Source organism: Acidithiobacillus sp. AC3 (assembly GCF_050261095.1).
Lineage (GTDB): Bacteria > Pseudomonadota > Gammaproteobacteria > Acidithiobacillales > Acidithiobacillaceae > Igneacidithiobacillus > Igneacidithiobacillus copahuensis.
In genome coordinates this window covers 987,522-1,003,463 of sequence record NZ_CP189838.1, presented here as the reverse complement: position 1 = coordinate 1,003,463, position 15,942 = coordinate 987,522, and the positions used below count along the sequence as shown (strand labels likewise).

The following is a 15,942-nucleotide window of genomic DNA, read 5'->3' as shown; positions in this document are numbered from 1 at the left end:
CCCAAAACGAAAACCAGCGTATATTATACCCTCATCCGCCACCTACGGCACGGATGACCTCGACCTGGTCGCCTCCGACCAGCCGGGTATACGCGTGCTGGCTGCGGGGTACCACGGTACCGTTGCGTTCCACGGCTACACGCTGATTGCTGAGACCCAAGGCGTCGAGCAGGGTAAGGATGTTGCTATTGTCGGGTAGGGTGTGGGCCGCCCCATTGACCTGAACCACGATTTCCTGTGCCATCCTCATTTTCTCCCGATCGTTACCAGCAAACGAGTGGTATGCCCGTAACCATACCACAGGAGGCCCTGCGAGACGCATGGTCGGGGAGAGAATAGGCAGGCAGGAACACAGCTCCGGATTTTTATGGAGGCTAGGCCCGGAATCGAACCGAGGTACACGGCTTTGCAGGCCGCTGCATAACCACTCTGCCACCCAGCCATAAAGAAAAAGGGAAAGAGATCTTTCCCTTGCGATTGGAGCGGGAAACGAGGCTCGAACTCGCGACCCCAACCTTGGCAAGGTTGTGCTCTACCACTGAGCTATTCCCGCAATGTGGGGCGAATCATACGTTGCGCCCTGCACCCTTGTCAACCGGCCCAGAGGCACCAGCCCAAAGGTCCTGGCCTAACTGCTGGTATGAAAATGGATCAGCAGGCTGATGTTGCCGACCAAGGGTACTGTTCGGTCATAGTCGACAACGATCTGCACTGGGGCATCACCGTTCTTGATAATGTGTATATCCTGCTGATTGATCTTGATCATCGCCACATTGAGCCGATCCTGCAGGTTATAGAGGATCTCTCCCGCAGATTCGGAAGGACTGGCATGACGCGCTTGATCCTGAAGAATGTTTTGTAGCGACATATTATCGTAGTAGAGCGGTCCCACTTTCACGACCAGCGCCACGATCACTGCCAAGACCACGATCCAAAAGATCGCCCCAATCAGACCGATACCAGCCTCACGATTCTGTATGCGCGACATCGCCATCTCTCTTCAGCACTGCTCAGCCGTTACTTAGGCGAAACCCCATTCCTTGCAAGCCACGGCTATCAATTGTTGGGTCCGTCCAGGGCCCGGCCGATCTGATTCCAGCGAACTGACCAGGTTTCTGCATCCCAGGAAAACCAAATGAACATTGCCTTACCCACAATATTGCGACGTGGAGTACAGCCCCAAAAGCGGCTGTCGTCACTGTTGTCACGGTCGTCACCCATCATGAAATAACAATTGGGCGGTACCTTGTAGGGACCAAAATCCATGTGCGCTTCCGGCGTATCAAACTCAATGATGTGGAAGGTATGCCCACCGATGGTCTGTTCGTATTCCTTGGTGGGAATGACCATACCGGCCTCGCCCTGCCCCTCAGGTCGGTAATTGAAGGTGCCGATATATTTCTGGGGAATCAATTTGCCATTGATATAGAGATCGTTCCCCTTGACTTCAATGGTGTCCCCCGGCAGTCCAATCACTCGTTTGATATAGTCGATACGCGGGTTTTTGGGAAAGCGAAAGACCATGATATCACCCGCCTGTACCGGGTTTCCCTGGGTCAGCTCGGTATGGATCAACGGTAGTCGCAGTCCCCAGGTAAATTTGTTTACCAGCAGAAAATCGCCTACCCGGATGGTGGGCAGCATGGAACCCGAGGGCACCTGAAAGGGTTCCACCAAAAACGCGCGGACCAGAAACACCACCAGCAAGACCGGAAAGAAACTGCGCGCATAATCCACCAGCAGCGGCACTTTTACATCGGCGGCACGGTGGCGGCGAAAAAAAAGGCGATCGATAAACCAGATCAGGCCCGTAGCCACAACGGCCAAAAATAATCCCAGAGTAAAATCCATGCCGCTTTCCTCGTGCTAGCGTACTGCGCTCAATTTCTTTTTTCGGTCTGCAAAATAGCCAAAAATGCCTCTTGCGGGATTTCCACCCGGCCTACCTGTTTCATCCGCTTTTTTCCCTCCTTCTGCTTTTCCAGGAGTTTGCGCTTGCGGGTGATGTCGCCGCCATAACATTTGGCCAGCACGTCCTTACGCATTGCCTTGACCGTTTCACGCGCAATGATCTTCGCACCGATCGCTGCCTGGATCGCTACCTCGAACATCTGTCGGGGAATGAGATCCTTCAATCGACTAGCGAGTTCCCGCCCGCGGCGTTCGGCAAAATCGCGATGCACGATCCAGGACAGGGCGTCGAGCTTTTCGCCATTGATGAGAATATCCATCTTGACCAGTGGGCCCGCCTGAAAACGCGAGAATTCATAGTCCATGGAGGCATAGCCGCGACTGACGGATTTGAGACGATCGAAGAAATCCAGCACCACCTCGTTCAGCGGCAACTCATAGCTCACCATCACCTGCCCACCCGTGAATTGCAGATTGACTTGTCGCCCGCGGCGCTCTTCACAAAGGGTGATCACCGGTCCCAGATATTTTTCCGGCACCAGGATATTCGAGCGTATCAATGGCTCGCGAATTTCGCGAATGCGGTTGGTCGGCGGCAGCTCCGCAGGATTGGACAGGTGCAGGATTTCGCCATCGGTCGTTTCTATTTCGTAGACCACCGTCGGCGCCGTGCTCAACAGATCGAGCTGGTACTCTCGCTCCAGGCGCTCCTGGATGATCTCCATGTGCAGCAGACCGAGAAAACCACAGCGGAATCCAAAGCCCAGGGCCTGGGAGGTCTCCGGCTCGAATTGTAATGCGGCGTCGTTCAGACGTAGTTTCTGCAAGGCCTCGCGAAAGCGCTCATAGTCGGCCGAGTCGATGGGATAGAGCCCGGTAAAGACCTGCGCCTGCACCTCACGAAAGCCGGGAAGCGGCGCCGGTGCAGGCCGGCTCGCGTCGGTCAGGGTATCCCCCACCCGCGCACCCTCGATGCTGCGAATGCCGGCGATGACAAAACCCACGGTACCCGTGTCCAGCGCCGACACATGCACCGGTTTGGGGGTAAATACGCCGGTCTTTTCGACGAGATATTCCTTTCCTCCGGCCATGGTGCGAATCTTCTGTCCGGGGCGCAAGCTCCCGTTCATCACCCGCACCAACACCACCGTACCGAGATAATTGTCGAACCAGGAATCGATGATCAGGGCCTGCAGCGGCGCTGCCGGGTCCCCCCGCGGCGCGGGGATATCCTGCACTACCTGCTCGAGAATCTCGCGAATGCCACGCCCGTCCTTGGCGCTGGCCAGAATGGCATTGGCCGCCGGCAAGCCAACGATTTCCTCGATTTCCCGCCGCACCCGATCTGGTTCCGCGGCCGGCAGATCGATCTTGTTGAGCACCGGGATAATTTCCAGGTCGTGTTCGAGAGCGGTGTAGCAGTTGGCCACACTCTGCGCCTCGACTCCCTGGGAGGCATCTACCACCAGCAGGGCGCCTTCACAGGCCGCCAGAGAACGACTGACCTCATAGGAAAAATCGACGTGCCCTGGGGTATCGATCAGGTGAAAGGTGTAATCCTGCCCATCGTCGGCACGGTACTGCAGACGCACGCTCTGCGCCTTGATGGTGATACCGCGCTCACGCTCGATGTCCATACTGTCCAGCACCTGATTGGCCATCTCGCGCTCGCTGAGGGCACCGCAGAGGCGGATGAACTGGTCTGCCAGGGTAGATTTGCCATGGTCGACATGGGCGATGATGGAAAAATTCCGGATTCTTTCTTGCTCTGAACTCATGCACCCTGATCTCAACAGAAAGGGGGGTGGCGGTTGGCCATCCCCCCGAGGACGTCCTGCGCCTTACTTGGGCAGGGACAGGACGACGTAGAAGTTCCCCTCGCGGCGATGCAGGAGCACTGGCACGGGCTGGCCGGCAGGCAAGCTGGCCACCAGTTTTTGCAATTGGGAGACGCTACTTACCGGTTGCTGCGCCACCTGCAGGATGACATCACCGGGGCGAATGCCGGCCAGTGCAGCGGGACCATTGGCAACACCCAGAACCAGCACACCCGAGGACACGCCGAGTTGCTGACGGGCGGCAGCGCTGAGCGGCCCCACCTGAATATGCATACGCTCGATGCTGCCCTTCTGCTCCGGCGCTTGCGCGGAATGCGGCGCACCGGCTTCCTCTGCCATATCGCCAGGCAGGCTTTCCACGGTGATCGGCAATGTCATCGCCTTACCGTCCCGAATGATCCCAACCTTGGCGATGTATCCCGCCGGCAAGGCGCCGACAAGCGGAGGCAACTGCGCCGAATTGTAAATCGGCTGACCGTTGAAGGAGACAATGACATCACCGGGTTTCAAGCCCGCCTTGGCTGCCGGGCCGTCCGGCTCCACCTGGGAGACCAGGGCCCCCATCGGTTCCTTCATATGGAAGGATTTGGCGAGATCCATGCTGACATCCTGCACCATCACGCCCAGCCAGCCAAAATGCACCTTCTGGTGAAGTTTGAGCTGCTTGACGGCGTCCATGGCAACGTTGATGGGTATGGAGAAGGATAGCCCCATGTAACCACCGCTGTTGGTGTAGATCTGGTCGTTGATGCCAATGACCTGACCCTTCATGTTGAACAGAGGGCCACCGGAATTACCCGGATTGATGGGAACGTCAGTCTGGATAAAGGGAATGTAGGGATCATCCGGCAACGGCCGCGAGGTCGCGCTGATCACCCCTTGGGTGACGCTATTCTCAAAGCCGAAGGGGGCACCTACTGCCAACACCCATTGCCCCACCTCCAAGCGACCAGAATCGCCGATCTGCACCGTCGGGAGATTTTTGGCATCGATTTTCAACAGAGCCACGTCGATCCGCGTGGAAAGGCCGACCAGTTTGGCCTGATATTGCTGATGATTGGTGAGGCTGACGATGATTTTCTGCGCGCCCCGGACCACATGCGCCGCAGTAACGATGTATCCATCCGGACTGACGATAAAGCCGGAACCAAGAGACTGCACCTGATATTTGTGTGCCGGCCCACTCGGCCCGACGAATGGCGCAAAAAACTGGTTGAGCGGCGAATTGGGCGGGAAAGGGGATTGTGGCCGCTGCGCTTCCTTGGTTTCGGTAGTGCTGATGTTTACTACGGCCGGGCCATACTGCTTCACGATGGGCGTGAAGTCTGGCAACGCCACCAGATTGGCCGAGTCGGCAAAGGCCAGCGACGGCGTCGCCGCCATGCCGCCAAGCGCCAAAGCCACCAGAAACGCACCGAAAGACCGCCGCAACCGCCGATGATTCCCTTGCACACAACCTCCCATAACCTGATCCCCAGGTCGATCACTGACCCTGAATTATTTGCTGAGCGCCGCCCCACGGCTGCGCCGCCGCGGACCCTGCACAATGACATTTTCTGGCATTGTTCAACTGGCTACAGAGGGTAGCCGGGAGCGCGGAGCTTGTCCAGACGGCGTTTTATCAATGCTGGTAAGTGTCGATTCCGGGATAGATTCCCTCTTCCGAGCGGAACTCGACGGGCAACAATCCGGCTGCGGGATATTCGGAAAAACTGCGATGACTCGATTGCGTCCAGCCGAGATAGCGCTCTGGTGCTGGCCGCCAGATCCGCTGGATATCGCGCTGAATGGTGTCATCCGCATGCAAGAGGGGGCCTGATGTCACCGAGAAACGCACCGGACGCAGGGCAAACGGTTGCCCCGACACGGCAACGACAGCGCTGGGGGACGATGCCGATACCGACGAAGAAGTCGGGCTTCCGCTTTGCCAGGGGGCCAGAACGAAGAGCGAGGCCGACAGCAGCGTGACCGCGGCTACCGAGGACCAACCCCATTTCTGCGCGGCGCTGCGCCGGATGCGCTGATCCTGAGGCAATTCGGCAGCGATGGCCTGCTGCACCCGAGCGGCAAAGTCCGCGCTGGCCAGCACGGCGCCCACTCGCCCCTGCTGCAACAGAAAGGATACCCGATACTGCGTTTCCCACGCGTCGCGCAGGACAGGCTCCTGCTCCAGGCGCGCCGCCATTCGCCGCGCCGACAAGGTGCCTAGTTCACCATCCATGAACGCCATCAAGGCCGATTTCGTTTCATCGTTCATGACTACTCTGCTCCAACAAAGGCGCCAATACCTTGGCAATTGCCTCACGCGCCCGAAAAATTCGGGAGCGCACCGTCCCCACCGGACAATCCATCACTTGCGCGATCTCATCGTAGCTCAGGCCCTCCAACTCCCGCAGGCTCACCGCTTCCCGCAAATCCGCTGGCAATGCCTTGAGCGCAGCATCAATGTGCTGCGCGATTTCCTTGGTAAGCAGCAAACCTTCCGGGGTATCGTACTCTCTTAGTCCATCGGCACTATCGAATTGTTCCGCTTCGTCGGTATCCACATCGGCAATGCTGACTTTGCGCCCCTGCGCAACGAGATGATTTTTGGCGGTATTGACGGCAATCCGATAGAGCCACGTGTAAAAGGCGCTATCACCCCGAAAATTGTGCAGGGCACGATAGGCCTTCACAAACGCTTCCTGCGCCACGTCTTCTGCCTCTTCGGGCTGACGCACAAAGCGCCCGATCAGGGCCACCACCTTGTGCTGGTATTTTCGTACCAACAGGTCAAATGCCTGCCGTTCGCCCTTTTGCACGCGTTGTACCAGGAGGAGATCGGTCTGGGCCCCGCCATCCTTGGCACTATCGGCGGCTTGCCCTGACGTCTTGCTCATTCGCCGTTTCCTTTTTGCATGATTCTGCTGGCCTGTGCCACCCGCAAAAGGGGCCTTCCTTTCACCGGTGCAGTTCTCATCGTATCATGAGCACCCCATCTTTGCGCTAGAACAGCAACGCCCGCGAACATGCCTGATACAGACTTTCTCATCATTGGTGCCGGCAGCGCCGGGCTCGCCTGCGCCCTGGAACTTGCAGCACTGGGACGGGTCACCGTGCTCAGCAAGGGGCCGCTGGAGGTATCGGCGAGCGACTGGGCGCAGGGTGGCATCGCCGCGGTACTGCCGGATGGCGATGACAGTGTCGCCCAACACGCGGCCGATACGGAGCGGGCGGGCGCCGGTCTGTGCGAGCCCGCGCGCGTACAGGACATCCTGAGCGCGGCACCGGACGCCATCGGCCGTCTGCTGCGCTGGGGCGTTGCCTTTGATCGCCAGGGGGAGCAGTGGCAACTGACCCGCGAGGGAGGCCATCAGACCCGCCGGGTTCTGCATCGCGCCGATCATACGGGACGCGCCATTACCCGTGCCCTGCTCCACTGCGCCGCGGCCGATGCCAGAATCCATCTGCGCCCCAACACCCTGGTCGCTGCCCTGCAGCAAGACGATACGCGGATCCGTGGCGTGTGGCTGCGCTGCGGCGATGGCCCCTGGGAGAGCTTGCAGGCCCGCGCCGTCATCCTCGCCACCGGGGGCCTGGGACAGGTCTATCGTCATACCAGCAACCCCAATATCGCCACCGGCGATGGCATTGCGTTGGCTTGGCGGGCCGGCGCCGCAATCCGCGATCTGGAATTCGTGCAATTCCATCCCACCACGCTGTACAGCCCCGGCGAACCGGCCTTCCTGTTGAGCGAAGCCTTGCGCGGGGAGGGTGCCGTGCTTCGCCTGCCCAATGGCGAACGCTTTATGGATCAATACGATGCACGCGGCGAACTCGCCCCGCGGGACGTGGTCAGTCGGGCAATCATCCAGGAAATGCAGCAACATAGGCTCCCCTATGTAGAGCTGGACATCCGTCATGCCCCGGCGCAGCTCATTGTCGAGCATTTTCCCACCATTACCGCGCACTGCCTTGCCCGCGGTCTAGATCCGCGCAGCAACACTCTGCCCGTGGTCCCGGCAGCGCACTATAGTTGTGGTGGCATCAGCGTTGATGCGGCCGGACGCACCGGGTTGCCAGGCCTCTATGCCATCGGCGAAGTCGCCAGTACCGGCTTGCATGGCGCCAACCGCCTGGCCAGCAACTCTTTGCTGGAATGTGTCGTGACTGCCCATGAAGTCTTCCAGGATCTCGCCGGGGGCCCTGCCCTGCCCGACCTGCCTCGCGCAGAAGGCAAGGCACCCAAGGCAATGCCGCCCCTGGCCGCTGGAGAATTGGCACAACGACGCCAGACCCTGCAAGGATTGCTCTGGGAGAAGGTGGGTATTCTCCGCGATCAACGCGGCATGGCGGCGGCCCTGGCGCAATTGCAGGATTGGGCAGCGGAAACGCCCTGGCCCGCGCAACAGCTACCCAACTCGCAAGCGGACTTGGAGTGGTACAGTTTATTGCACAGTGCCTTACTGATTACCCGCGGGGCCATGCAGCGGCACGAGTCTCGCGGTTGTCACTTTGACCAAGATTTCCCGGAGCTGCGGGAGCCGCCGCGGCATCTGAATCAGCGCTGCGACTGGTCGCAGCCGCAGACCAGTACCGCCGGGCATACAGGCGCCAGCGCCGCCAGTTGCGCTCCCCCGGACGAAAGACAGCCATGACGATCTCTCGTTTACCGTCCTCCGCCTGCACCGGCAGGAGCAGAAAGCGATAAGCATAGACTCCGCCCGCGAGCACGCGACCCGTGCGGCGCTCACCATTTTGCAGCCGCAGAGAGATTTGCCCATCGCCCTGCTGCAGCAGCAGCCGTGGCAGAAAGCCTTGTCGCCGGCGGGACCAGGGACAACGCCAAAGAAGCCAGGCGCTGGACAATGCAAGGACCAACACGGCAGCACGCCAGTCCAGCAAAAGGGTCAGAAGGCCCGCAAGCACAGCAACAAGGCAAGGAAGCAGGTAGAGCAGCCACTGCCCGCTGCGCGACCCCAGGCGCAGGCCCGGCAGAGATTGGTCGGGGCCCGCCGCCGCGCTATCATGATTGGCGTTCACTGATTCCTTTCCGGAGACCATGCCCATGGCTGACATCCAATACGCTCCCTTGACCGGCACCCTGGGAGCCCTTCACATTCATGGCCCTGATGCGGAAAAATTTCTGCAGGGCCAATTCTCCAACGATCTTCTGCAGTTGCCAAGCGGTGCGGGACAGTGGAGCAGTTACAGCACGGCCAAGGGCCGGATGATCGCCAACTTTTTTCTGCAGCGGGAGGAGTCTGGCTTCTATATGTTTCTTGCCGCAGACCTGGCCGATGAAGTCAGCCAGCGGCTGCGCAAGTTCCGGTTGATGGCCAAGGCCGAGATCGAAGTCTGCGCAGAGTCGGTCTGGGGTATCTGGGGCGCCGACCTGCAGAGGGAAGAAGTACACACAAAACCAGCGGGCGAAGACGCTCCCTCTCCTATCCTTGCAACTCTTCCCTGGTCAAAGCCGGCGGCACTGCTTCTGGCACAAGACAGCGACCAGCTCCAGCGGACTGGCGCACAGGAATGCAGCGCCAATGACTGGTGGGCAGAAGCGATCCGTGCGGGGACGGCCTTCATCACCCGCGCCACGACGGAACAGGTCATCCCACAAGAACTGAATCTGGAGGTACTGGGCGGGATCAATTTCAAAAAGGGCTGCTACCCGGGGCAGGAGATCGTGGCTCGTTCACACTATCTGGGCGCGCTGAAACGCCAGTGCTACCTACTGTATGGGCCGGCAGAAATGCAGGCCGGCCAACAGATTTTTGCCCCCAGCATGGGAGAACAGGCGGTCGGTGTGGTCATCAATGTGGCAAAGGAAGATACTGCGAGCATCGCCCTCGTGGTACTGCGCGCTGCCAATGACCAGGAGCCATTGCACCTGGGACAAGAGGATGGCCCAGTACTGCAGATCGGCACCCTGCCCTATCCACTGCCCCTTTCTCAGCAGGAAAAATAGCGCCAGATGTGGGGTCTGATCACCGGTGTTGTCAGTTATTTTCCGTTTGCCTGGTATAGCCATCGTTACCTCGATGATCACGGCATGCCGCCCGGATTCAGCCGCAGGCTATTGGTATTCATCGTCGCCAGCGTGCTGTCGACTGGCCTTGGCTATGGGGTGTCGCGCCTGACCAGCAGCCCGCAGCACCTGCAGGCAGAATCACAAATGCAAAAGAAAACGATGCAGCTCCTCGGCAGTACCCTGCATTGTGTGAACGAGCCGAGCAATCCCCAATGTCAGCAGAACGCTGCAGAAGCACACCAGCTTCTACAGCAAATGCTGAGCACTGAAACGGGTAAGCAACGACAAGGCTGAATCAGGAATCGATGAGGGTGCCGCCAAGCTGGGCGAAGCGGTGCAGAAGACTGTCGGGCCGGGCGAGCAACTCCGCGTAGCTCCCGCTCTCCTGTACCCGCCCTTCGGCCATAACATAGATACGATCCATATCCTCCAAGCCCAACAGGCGGTGGGTGATGTAGATCACTGTCCGCCCCTGCATCAGACGGCGTAAATCTTGCAAAAATTTCGCCTCGGTGAGCGCATCGAGCCCTTCACTCGGTTCGTCGAGAATCAGAATGGGACTGTTCTTGAGGACGGTACGGGCAATGGCAATACGCCGCGCCTGTCCGCCAGAGAGATTCACGCCGCCCTCGCCGACGATGTTGTCCAGACCCTGCGGCAAGCCCTCCACAAACTCGGCCAGCTGCGCCTGACGCAATGCCGCCCAGAGTTCTTCCTCTTCCGCATCACCCTTGGCCAGCAGCAGGTTATCGCGGATGGTACTGTGAAAGAGATGGCTGCGCTGCGACAGCAAGGCAAAGTATTGGCGCAACTGATCGCCGGGATAGTCACGCAGTTCCTGACCGCCCAGCCGCGCCGAGCCCGCCTGATAGTCATAAAAACGCAGCAGCAGATTGGCGATACTGCTCTTGCCCGCTCCCGTAGCCCCGAGAATAGCAATCCGCTCCCCCTGGCGAACCTGCAGGTCGAGGCTCCGCAGGGCGTCTTCGGGGGCCTCGGGGTAGCGCAGGTGCAGGTCGTGAATCTCGATATCGAAGTTGGCAGGTTCGGGCAATGGTTTTGGCGCGTCGGGGAAGAGCGGTTCCTGGTCGGCAATCTCGAAGATGCGCCTGGCCGCGGCCCGCGTCTGCCCGAGAAACTGGAAGGCCAGAGGCAGCGCCAACACCGCCTCGAAGGCGGCCATTGTGCCCAGGGCAAACATGGGCAACTGCGCTGGCGGTAGGGAGTGCCTTGCCACCAGAGGAATCGCGAGCAGCAAAATCACCCAGAGGGTAAGATTGGCCATGAAACTCATGCCTGCCGTGCCGATTCCGGCCACCCCGGCAAGGCGCCGCTGCCGCTCCAGCAGCGCTGCGTTCTCTTGTAAAAGCTGCTCCTGGACACGCCCGGCGGCATTGGCCGTCAGGATCTCCCCCATGCCCTGCAGGGCGTCGACGATCTGGGTGCGCATCTCCGCCTGGATGCGGGTGATCTCGGCACTGCTGCGCGCGCCGAGTCGCTCGCTGAGCAGTGGCAGCAACAGGCCGGTGAGTGCCAGCAGCACAAAGAGCGCGAGACCGATCGACCAGACATAGAGGGCAAAAAAGCCGGCCATGAGAAGGGTTGCCAGTCCTGCCACCAGGAAGGGCGTGAATACCCGCAGATAGAAATTGTTGAGGGTGTCGATATCGGCGACCAAGCGCGAGAGCAGGTCGCCAGAGCGGAACCCTTGCAGCCCTGCCGGGGCCAGCGGCTCGATACGGGTGTAGAACCAGACGCGCAGCCTGGAAAGCAGGCGAAAGGTGGCCTCGTGGGTGACAATACGCTCCAGCCAGCGGGAAAGGACGCGAGTGGTGGCAAAGGCTCGTACGCCAGCGGCCGGCAAAAAGAAATTGTACTGGTTGAGGGTGGCCCAGCCCCCCAGTCCGGCCAGGGCGGCACTGGCCAGAAACCAACCAGACAAGGTCATCAGGCCAAAGTTGGCGAGAATGGTCAGCAGACTCAGCAGAGCGCCGCCGAGCATCCACCAGCGGTAAGGCGCAAAGAGGCGCAACAAACGCCAAAGATCACGATTATTGGCCATGACGCCCCCGATAAGCATCCACCAAACGCGCATAGGCCCCGCCCTGCGCCAGCAACTCCTGGTGGCTTCCGGTTTCGACCACGCGTCCCGCATCGATAACGATGATGCGCTCGGCGCGCTGCGCCGTGGCCAAACGGTGGGCGATGACGATTACGGTGCGTCCCTGCCGCAGTTTTTCCAATGAATCGAGAAAGAGAGATTCGCTTTCCATGTCCAGATTGGCCGTGGCCTCATCCATCAGGAGCAGGCGGGGATTTTTGAGAAAGGCACGGGCCAGGGCGATACGCTGAATCTGCCCGCCCGACAGACCCTGTCCAAGATCGCCAATGCGCGTGTCCCAGGATTGCGGCAGACGCTCGATGAATTCCAGAGCATGGGCGTCCTGCGCCGCCTGGCGCAATTCGGCATCCGTTGCCTGTGGCTTCACCAGGCGGAGATTGTCGGCGATGCTGCCGTAAAAAAGGCGCGGGCTTTGGGGGATCCAGGCCAGTTGCGCATGCCAGGCATTGCGATCGATGCCGCGCAGGTCCTGGCCATCAACCAGAATCGTCCCGGTATCGGGCTGCACAAAACCGAGAATGGCATTCGCTACGGTACTCTTGCCGGCGCCACTCGCGCCAACAATGGCGGTGTAACTACCAGCAGGAAAGCTGGCGGTACAGCCAGCCAAGGCTTCGGCGTCTTCCGGAGCATAGCGGAAATGCAGATCCCGCAACTCGATCGTCAGCGGCGTTGACGACGCCGCCAATTCCTGCCCGCTATTAGTCGCTGTTGGCGCCGGAGCATCGAGAATTTCGAAGATGCGTTTGGCTGCGGCAATCGCGCTCATACGCGCATGGTAATGGGTAGACAGGCCGCGCAGGGGCGCAAAAAACTCTGGCGCCAGCAGCAATACAAAGAACGACGCGTAAAAATCTACGGAGGCATGCACCTGCAGCAGGCGCGCCCCCAGAGATACCGCGACCAGGGCAATCGAAAGACTGGCGAAGAACTCCAGCACTGCCGAGGTCAAAAAAGCCACTCGCAGGCCAGCCATGGTGCTGCGGCGGTAGTTTTCGGAGATGTGGGCGACGATCTCGATCTCGTCCTTGGCCCGTCCGAAGATCTTGAGGGTGGTCAGACCCTGCAGGGTATCGAGAAAATGGGCACTCATCAGCAGCATCTGACGCCACTGCCGCTGGTTGATAGCTTCTGCGGCATAACCGACCAGGACCATGAAGAAGGGGATCAATGGACCACTGATCAGCAGAATCAGACCACTGATCCAGTCTACTGGAAAGACGAATACGAGAATGGCCACGGGGACCAGACTCACCAGAGCCATCTGCGGCAGATAGCGGGAAAAATACGGTTCCAGCGCCTCGATGCCTTCCATCAGGGTACTCGCGATGTCGCCTGCCCGCTCCCCTGCCAGCGCCACTGGCCCGCGACGAAAGAGGTGCTGCAGGAGTTCTTGCCGCAGTTGCGTCTTGATGCTGGCGCTGGCACGAAAGGCAACGATCTCTGCTGCCCAGGACAGCCCCGCGCGCAGCACGAAAAGACCCAGCAAGGCGGCCAAAAATCCGGATACCGCCGCCATCCCCAAACCATGAAATGACACGTCGTTGACGATGTGGGCCAGTATCCAGGCCTGGAGAATGATCAGTAAGCCAGCTACAAGGCCGAGACCAATGGCAAAGTAGAGCGCGCCTCGAGCCCCTTTGCCGGTCTTCATCAGTCGCTGATCGATGCGCTCCGCTTTAGCCACGGTCTCTATTTGCCTTTCTGTATTTGCACGGCCGAAAGTATAGCATGGATGAGAATTCCCTGATGAACTATGCCAGGAACAGGGTCAAGACGCCGGTATAGCCATAGATACGGTCGTGGTAGATCTCACCATTGGCAAAGAATCCCACCAGCGGCACCTCGCCGAGCACCGCGCTGATCTGCTGCAACTCCGCAGAATTGGCACCGAAGAGATTTTCTCCACGTCCCAGGCAGGATACATAGATCGCTCCGCGAAGGACACGCTCTGCCGTCAATCTACGCAAATCCGTGAGCATGCGCTGCAGATCCGCCACAGCACTGTCGCCATCGCGTTTGCAAAACAGCAGTTCGCCCCCCGTCTCGACGTACTCACCAATAGCTACCAGGCCGTGCTGCTCATCCACTCCCACCAGGTTTCGCACCAGGTAGTCACCACGATCCGAGCCGGGCAATGGAAGAGCAGCAAAAATGAAACCAGCAGCGCGACGAATATCGCGCGCCAGGACCTCGCCAACCTCCTCGTAGAGAACCTCCAAGGCCGGACGCCGATCCAGGGTAGCGACGATGTTACGCTCCGCCTCCTGAATCCGGTGTACTGGACCAATGGGCGTGACCCCCTGACTCAAGCCGGTGCGGATCGCTACGTCGTCAGAAAACGCCACGCCACTCAAGCCACCATGGAGAGCACGCCCGGCAATCTGCGCCCCCTGTTGCCGCGAGCTAGTTACCCCGCCCATCACAAAGCCCGTACTGCAACGTGCCGCCAAATGCCGCACCTGCTCAGGCAAGTCCTGGCTGTGGGCGTCACCATGCACAATAGCCAAGGCCGCCGGACGACCATCGTCCAACTGCAATTCCCCACTACCATAGGCATCCATGCCGGCAAACAGGCGATATTCCGTTTTGGGAATATCGGTAAACAGCAGGGCCAGCGCAGGAACATCGAGGTATTCATGATTGGTGGCCGCGACGCCAATTCCCACCGAGCCGACCCAATCCTGGACGCCGGTGGATTGCTGCAGCGCGGCCAAAATTTCCGGCAGCGCCGCTTCATAGGCCTCGTTGACATACAAAAACCCCAGGGTACTGGGGAATGACCTCCAATCGCAGCTATCCAGGGCCTGCTGCAAAGCGTCGGACCACTGCTCTGCGGCGGCATGGCCATAAGGGAATGGAATATTCATGAGCTGCGTTCTGATCCTGCGCCGAAAACCGATATTGTACGGGGCCGACCGGCAAGGGGCAAAAGAAGCACCTCACCCTCTGCTGAAACTCTATCGCACCGGAGCGTAGCAGCCGAATTTTGAACGAGATGCACGAGACTGTGCGTGGGCTTATCGATGTACATGGTATGCATTCTGGGCGCATTGAAGCCGCTCAGCCACATACCCCGCACAATCACCAGCTTGAGCGGTTCTTTGGAGTGCGAGCATGCTTAGCCACCTATACCTGGCTCAGCCAGACGCTTGTTGCGTACTTGCCGCTTCTTGCCCAATTGTACAGGCAGACTTTAGGAGATGAGACCTATGAAGCTCAGGAACATCGCCGCGCTTGGTTTCGGGCTCTCGCTTGGGATGCATGCGTATGCGGATGACATCCATTCTCCTACCCCGTCAGGATTTGCATACTCTGGCCAACAAATCCTGGACAGACTTCAGGTCGACCTAGCACATCCTGCCAGATACACCGGGATGTTCACAGGTCCAACGCATGCGGGCCGCGTTGCGTCGGTGACCCACTGCCGCAGAAATGGGCCGTCGGCTACTGCGGCGTTCTACACTTGCGACCTGGTTGGGGTACCCGTTGGCACGACCGCAAATATCCAGATGTCAATTTTTCATTCAAAGGTGATGTCGGTAATGCTTTCGGTTGAAAATAACAACCCGAAGTATGCTGACACGAGCGCCGTTGCTGCGATGTTGCTCGAAGGGGCCGTGGTGCAAGCCACGGATCCGCTTGCCTTGAAAACCGGCCTGTCTAATCGCACTCATGAGAATCTGATCATGGATGAGCTGAGCGCGGGGCCGTCATTGGATTTGCGCAAGGATGCGAGAGATGACGGTCTCACCTTTGAGCAGCGAATAATCGCAGGGGACTTGGTTCTGGACGTTCACCCTACTGGCGGGGCCTAATTTTGCGCCGCATGATACAAGAACTTTATCTAAGCACCAGAGCCCGCGACCCGTCACCGCGACGGCGGTGGGCTGCCTAGTTTTCTCCCTGATGCTTACATAGCGCTTACATGAAAAAGCAAAGACACCTAGGAGACCATCCTAACCGCCTGTTTTTATTGGTGGGCCCACTAGGACTCGAACCTAGGACCAAGGGATTATGAGTCCCCTGCTCTAACCGACTGAGCTATAGGCCCAATG

The 15,942-nt window shown here is 59.3% G+C and carries 15 protein-coding genes, 3 tRNA genes and 1 pseudogene; 5 read left to right on the top strand and 14 right to left on the bottom strand.

Translation table 11 applies throughout. The features are described 5' to 3' along the window. Positions 1 to 31 precede the first annotated feature (31 nt). The 9 genes from thiS to rpoE form a co-directional block, all read right to left on the bottom strand. Positions 32 to 244 carry a sulfur carrier protein ThiS gene (gene thiS, locus ACQAYK_RS05170; protein ID WP_226827572.1) on the bottom strand — a complete coding sequence of 71 codons (213 nt, stop codon included), beginning with the start codon at positions 242 to 244 and terminating at the stop codon, positions 32 to 34. Between the two features lie 124 nt (positions 245 to 368). After that, positions 369 to 442: transfer RNA gene (locus tag ACQAYK_RS05165), tRNA-Cys, on the bottom strand. Positions 443 to 478: 36 nt separating this feature from the next. Continuing rightward, positions 479 to 553: transfer RNA gene (locus tag ACQAYK_RS05160), tRNA-Gly, on the bottom strand. A 75-nt stretch (positions 554 to 628) separates the two neighbouring features. Continuing rightward, a complete protein-coding gene (locus ACQAYK_RS05155) occupies positions 629 to 988 on the bottom strand; it encodes a DUF4845 domain-containing protein (RefSeq protein ID WP_226827574.1) in 360 nt (119 codons plus the stop codon). 68 nt (positions 989 to 1,056) lie between these two features. After that, positions 1,057 to 1,851, bottom strand: a complete 795-nt coding sequence (lepB, locus tag ACQAYK_RS05150; protein ID WP_215871888.1) for a signal peptidase I — start codon at positions 1,849 to 1,851, stop codon at positions 1,057 to 1,059. A 29-nt stretch (positions 1,852 to 1,880) separates the two neighbouring features. Further along, entirely contained in the window at positions 1,881 to 3,689 is a 1,809-nt protein-coding gene (lepA, locus tag ACQAYK_RS05145; protein WP_215871889.1) for a translation elongation factor 4, read from the bottom strand. 63 nt (positions 3,690 to 3,752) lie between these two features. Continuing rightward, positions 3,753 to 5,213: a DegQ family serine endoprotease gene (locus ACQAYK_RS05140; protein WP_215871890.1), complete on the bottom strand. Its 1,461-nt coding sequence runs from the start codon at positions 5,211 to 5,213 to the stop codon at positions 3,753 to 3,755. Between the two features lie 157 nt (positions 5,214 to 5,370). Continuing rightward, positions 5,371 to 6,006, bottom strand: a complete 636-nt coding sequence (locus ACQAYK_RS05135; RefSeq protein ID WP_215871891.1) for a sigma-E factor negative regulatory protein — start codon at positions 6,004 to 6,006, stop codon at positions 5,371 to 5,373. Next, a complete protein-coding gene (gene rpoE, locus ACQAYK_RS05130; RefSeq protein ID WP_215871892.1) occupies positions 5,996 to 6,628 on the bottom strand; it encodes an RNA polymerase sigma factor RpoE in 633 nt (210 codons plus the stop codon). The genes ACQAYK_RS05135 and rpoE overlap by 11 nt, the downstream gene beginning before the upstream one ends. A 129-nt stretch (positions 6,629 to 6,757) precedes the next feature. Here rpoE and nadB point away from each other — a divergent pair, with 129 nt between their 5' ends. The 4 genes from nadB to ACQAYK_RS05110 all read left to right on the top strand — a co-directional run bounded on the left by nadB (position 6,758) and on the right by ACQAYK_RS05110 (position 10,056). Next, entirely contained in the window at positions 6,758 to 8,386 is a 1,629-nt protein-coding gene (gene nadB, locus ACQAYK_RS05125) for an L-aspartate oxidase (RefSeq protein WP_215871893.1), read from the top strand. Positions 8,387 to 8,504: 118 nt separating this feature from the next. After that, positions 8,505 to 8,774, top strand: a complete 270-nt coding sequence (locus ACQAYK_RS05120) for a hypothetical protein (RefSeq protein WP_215871894.1) — start codon at positions 8,505 to 8,507, stop codon at positions 8,772 to 8,774. A 22-nt stretch (positions 8,775 to 8,796) separates the two neighbouring features. Then, the gene (gene ygfZ / locus ACQAYK_RS05115) at positions 8,797 to 9,699 is read left to right on the top strand and encodes a CAF17-like 4Fe-4S cluster assembly/insertion protein YgfZ (RefSeq protein ID WP_226827576.1); all 903 of its coding nucleotides are present in this window, start codon (positions 8,797 to 8,799) and stop codon (positions 9,697 to 9,699) included. A 6-nt stretch (positions 9,700 to 9,705) separates the two neighbouring features. Further along, on the top strand, positions 9,706 to 10,056 hold the full coding sequence (locus ACQAYK_RS05110) for a hypothetical protein (protein WP_215871896.1): 351 nt from the start codon (positions 9,706 to 9,708) through the stop codon (positions 10,054 to 10,056). A 1-nt stretch (position 10,057) separates the two neighbouring features. On the opposite strand, the gene cydC is transcribed toward ACQAYK_RS05110, so the two are convergent. The 4 genes and pseudogenes from cydC to ACQAYK_RS05090 form a co-directional block, all read right to left on the bottom strand. Then, positions 10,058 to 11,824, bottom strand: coding sequence for a thiol reductant ABC exporter subunit CydC (gene cydC / locus ACQAYK_RS05105; protein ID WP_215871897.1), 1,767 nt, complete (start codon positions 11,822 to 11,824; stop codon positions 10,058 to 10,060). Next, on the bottom strand, positions 11,814 to 13,538 hold the full coding sequence (gene cydD, locus ACQAYK_RS05100; RefSeq protein WP_215872028.1) for a thiol reductant ABC exporter subunit CydD: 1,725 nt from the start codon (positions 13,536 to 13,538) through the stop codon (positions 11,814 to 11,816). Before cydD ends, cydC begins: the two co-directional genes overlap by 11 nt. A 100-nt stretch (positions 13,539 to 13,638) precedes the next feature. Then, on the bottom strand, positions 13,639 to 14,754 hold the full coding sequence (locus ACQAYK_RS05095) for an FIST signal transduction protein (protein WP_215871898.1): 1,116 nt from the start codon (positions 14,752 to 14,754) through the stop codon (positions 13,639 to 13,641). Then, positions 14,751 to 14,978 (bottom strand): annotated as a pseudogene (locus ACQAYK_RS05090) (hypothetical protein); the annotation flags it as partial. The pseudogene ACQAYK_RS05090 and the gene ACQAYK_RS05095, both read right to left, overlap by 4 nt. A 118-nt stretch (positions 14,979 to 15,096) precedes the next feature. Here ACQAYK_RS05090 and ACQAYK_RS05085 point away from each other — a divergent pair. Continuing rightward, the gene (locus tag ACQAYK_RS05085; protein WP_215871899.1) at positions 15,097 to 15,702 is read left to right on the top strand and encodes a hypothetical protein; all 606 of its coding nucleotides are present in this window, start codon (positions 15,097 to 15,099) and stop codon (positions 15,700 to 15,702) included. Positions 15,703 to 15,861: 159 nt separating this feature from the next. Here the strand turns inward: ACQAYK_RS05085 and ACQAYK_RS05080 are convergent. Next, positions 15,862 to 15,938: transfer RNA gene (locus ACQAYK_RS05080), tRNA-Ile, on the bottom strand. Between the last annotated feature and the right edge of the window lie 4 nt (positions 15,939 to 15,942).

What these genes read in the sequence shown, in the direction of transcription:
- thiS (WP_226827572.1), bottom strand. Translation starts at nt 244, where the DNA reads ATGGCACAGGAAATCGTGGTTCAGGTCAATGGGGCGGCCCACACCCTA.
- ACQAYK_RS05155 (WP_226827574.1), bottom strand. Translation starts at nt 988, where the DNA reads ATGTCGCGCATACAGAATCGTGAGGCTGGTATCGGTCTGATTGGGGCG.
- lepB (WP_215871888.1), bottom strand. Translation starts at nt 1,851, where the DNA reads ATGGATTTTACTCTGGGATTATTTTTGGCCGTTGTGGCTACGGGCCTG.
- lepA (WP_215871889.1), bottom strand. Translation starts at nt 3,689, where the DNA reads ATGAGTTCAGAGCAAGAAAGAATCCGGAATTTTTCCATCATCGCCCAT.
- ACQAYK_RS05140 (WP_215871890.1), bottom strand. Translation starts at nt 5,213, where the DNA reads ATGGGAGGTTGTGTGCAAGGGAATCATCGGCGGTTGCGGCGGTCTTTC.
- ACQAYK_RS05135 (WP_215871891.1), bottom strand. Translation starts at nt 6,006, where the DNA reads ATGAACGATGAAACGAAATCGGCCTTGATGGCGTTCATGGATGGTGAA.
- rpoE (WP_215871892.1), bottom strand. Translation starts at nt 6,628, where the DNA reads ATGAGCAAGACGTCAGGGCAAGCCGCCGATAGTGCCAAGGATGGCGGG.
- nadB (WP_215871893.1), top strand. Translation starts at nt 6,758, where the DNA reads ATGCCTGATACAGACTTTCTCATCATTGGTGCCGGCAGCGCCGGGCTC.
- ygfZ (WP_226827576.1), top strand. Translation starts at nt 8,797, where the DNA reads ATGGCTGACATCCAATACGCTCCCTTGACCGGCACCCTGGGAGCCCTT.
- ACQAYK_RS05110 (WP_215871896.1), top strand. Translation starts at nt 9,706, where the DNA reads ATGTGGGGTCTGATCACCGGTGTTGTCAGTTATTTTCCGTTTGCCTGG.
- cydC (WP_215871897.1), bottom strand. Translation starts at nt 11,824, where the DNA reads ATGGCCAATAATCGTGATCTTTGGCGTTTGTTGCGCCTCTTTGCGCCT.
- cydD (WP_215872028.1), bottom strand. Translation starts at nt 13,538, where the DNA reads ATGAAGACCGGCAAAGGGGCTCGAGGCGCGCTCTACTTTGCCATTGGT.
- ACQAYK_RS05095 (WP_215871898.1), bottom strand. Translation starts at nt 14,754, where the DNA reads ATGAATATTCCATTCCCTTATGGCCATGCCGCCGCAGAGCAGTGGTCC.
- ACQAYK_RS05085 (WP_215871899.1), top strand. Translation starts at nt 15,097, where the DNA reads ATGAAGCTCAGGAACATCGCCGCGCTTGGTTTCGGGCTCTCGCTTGGG.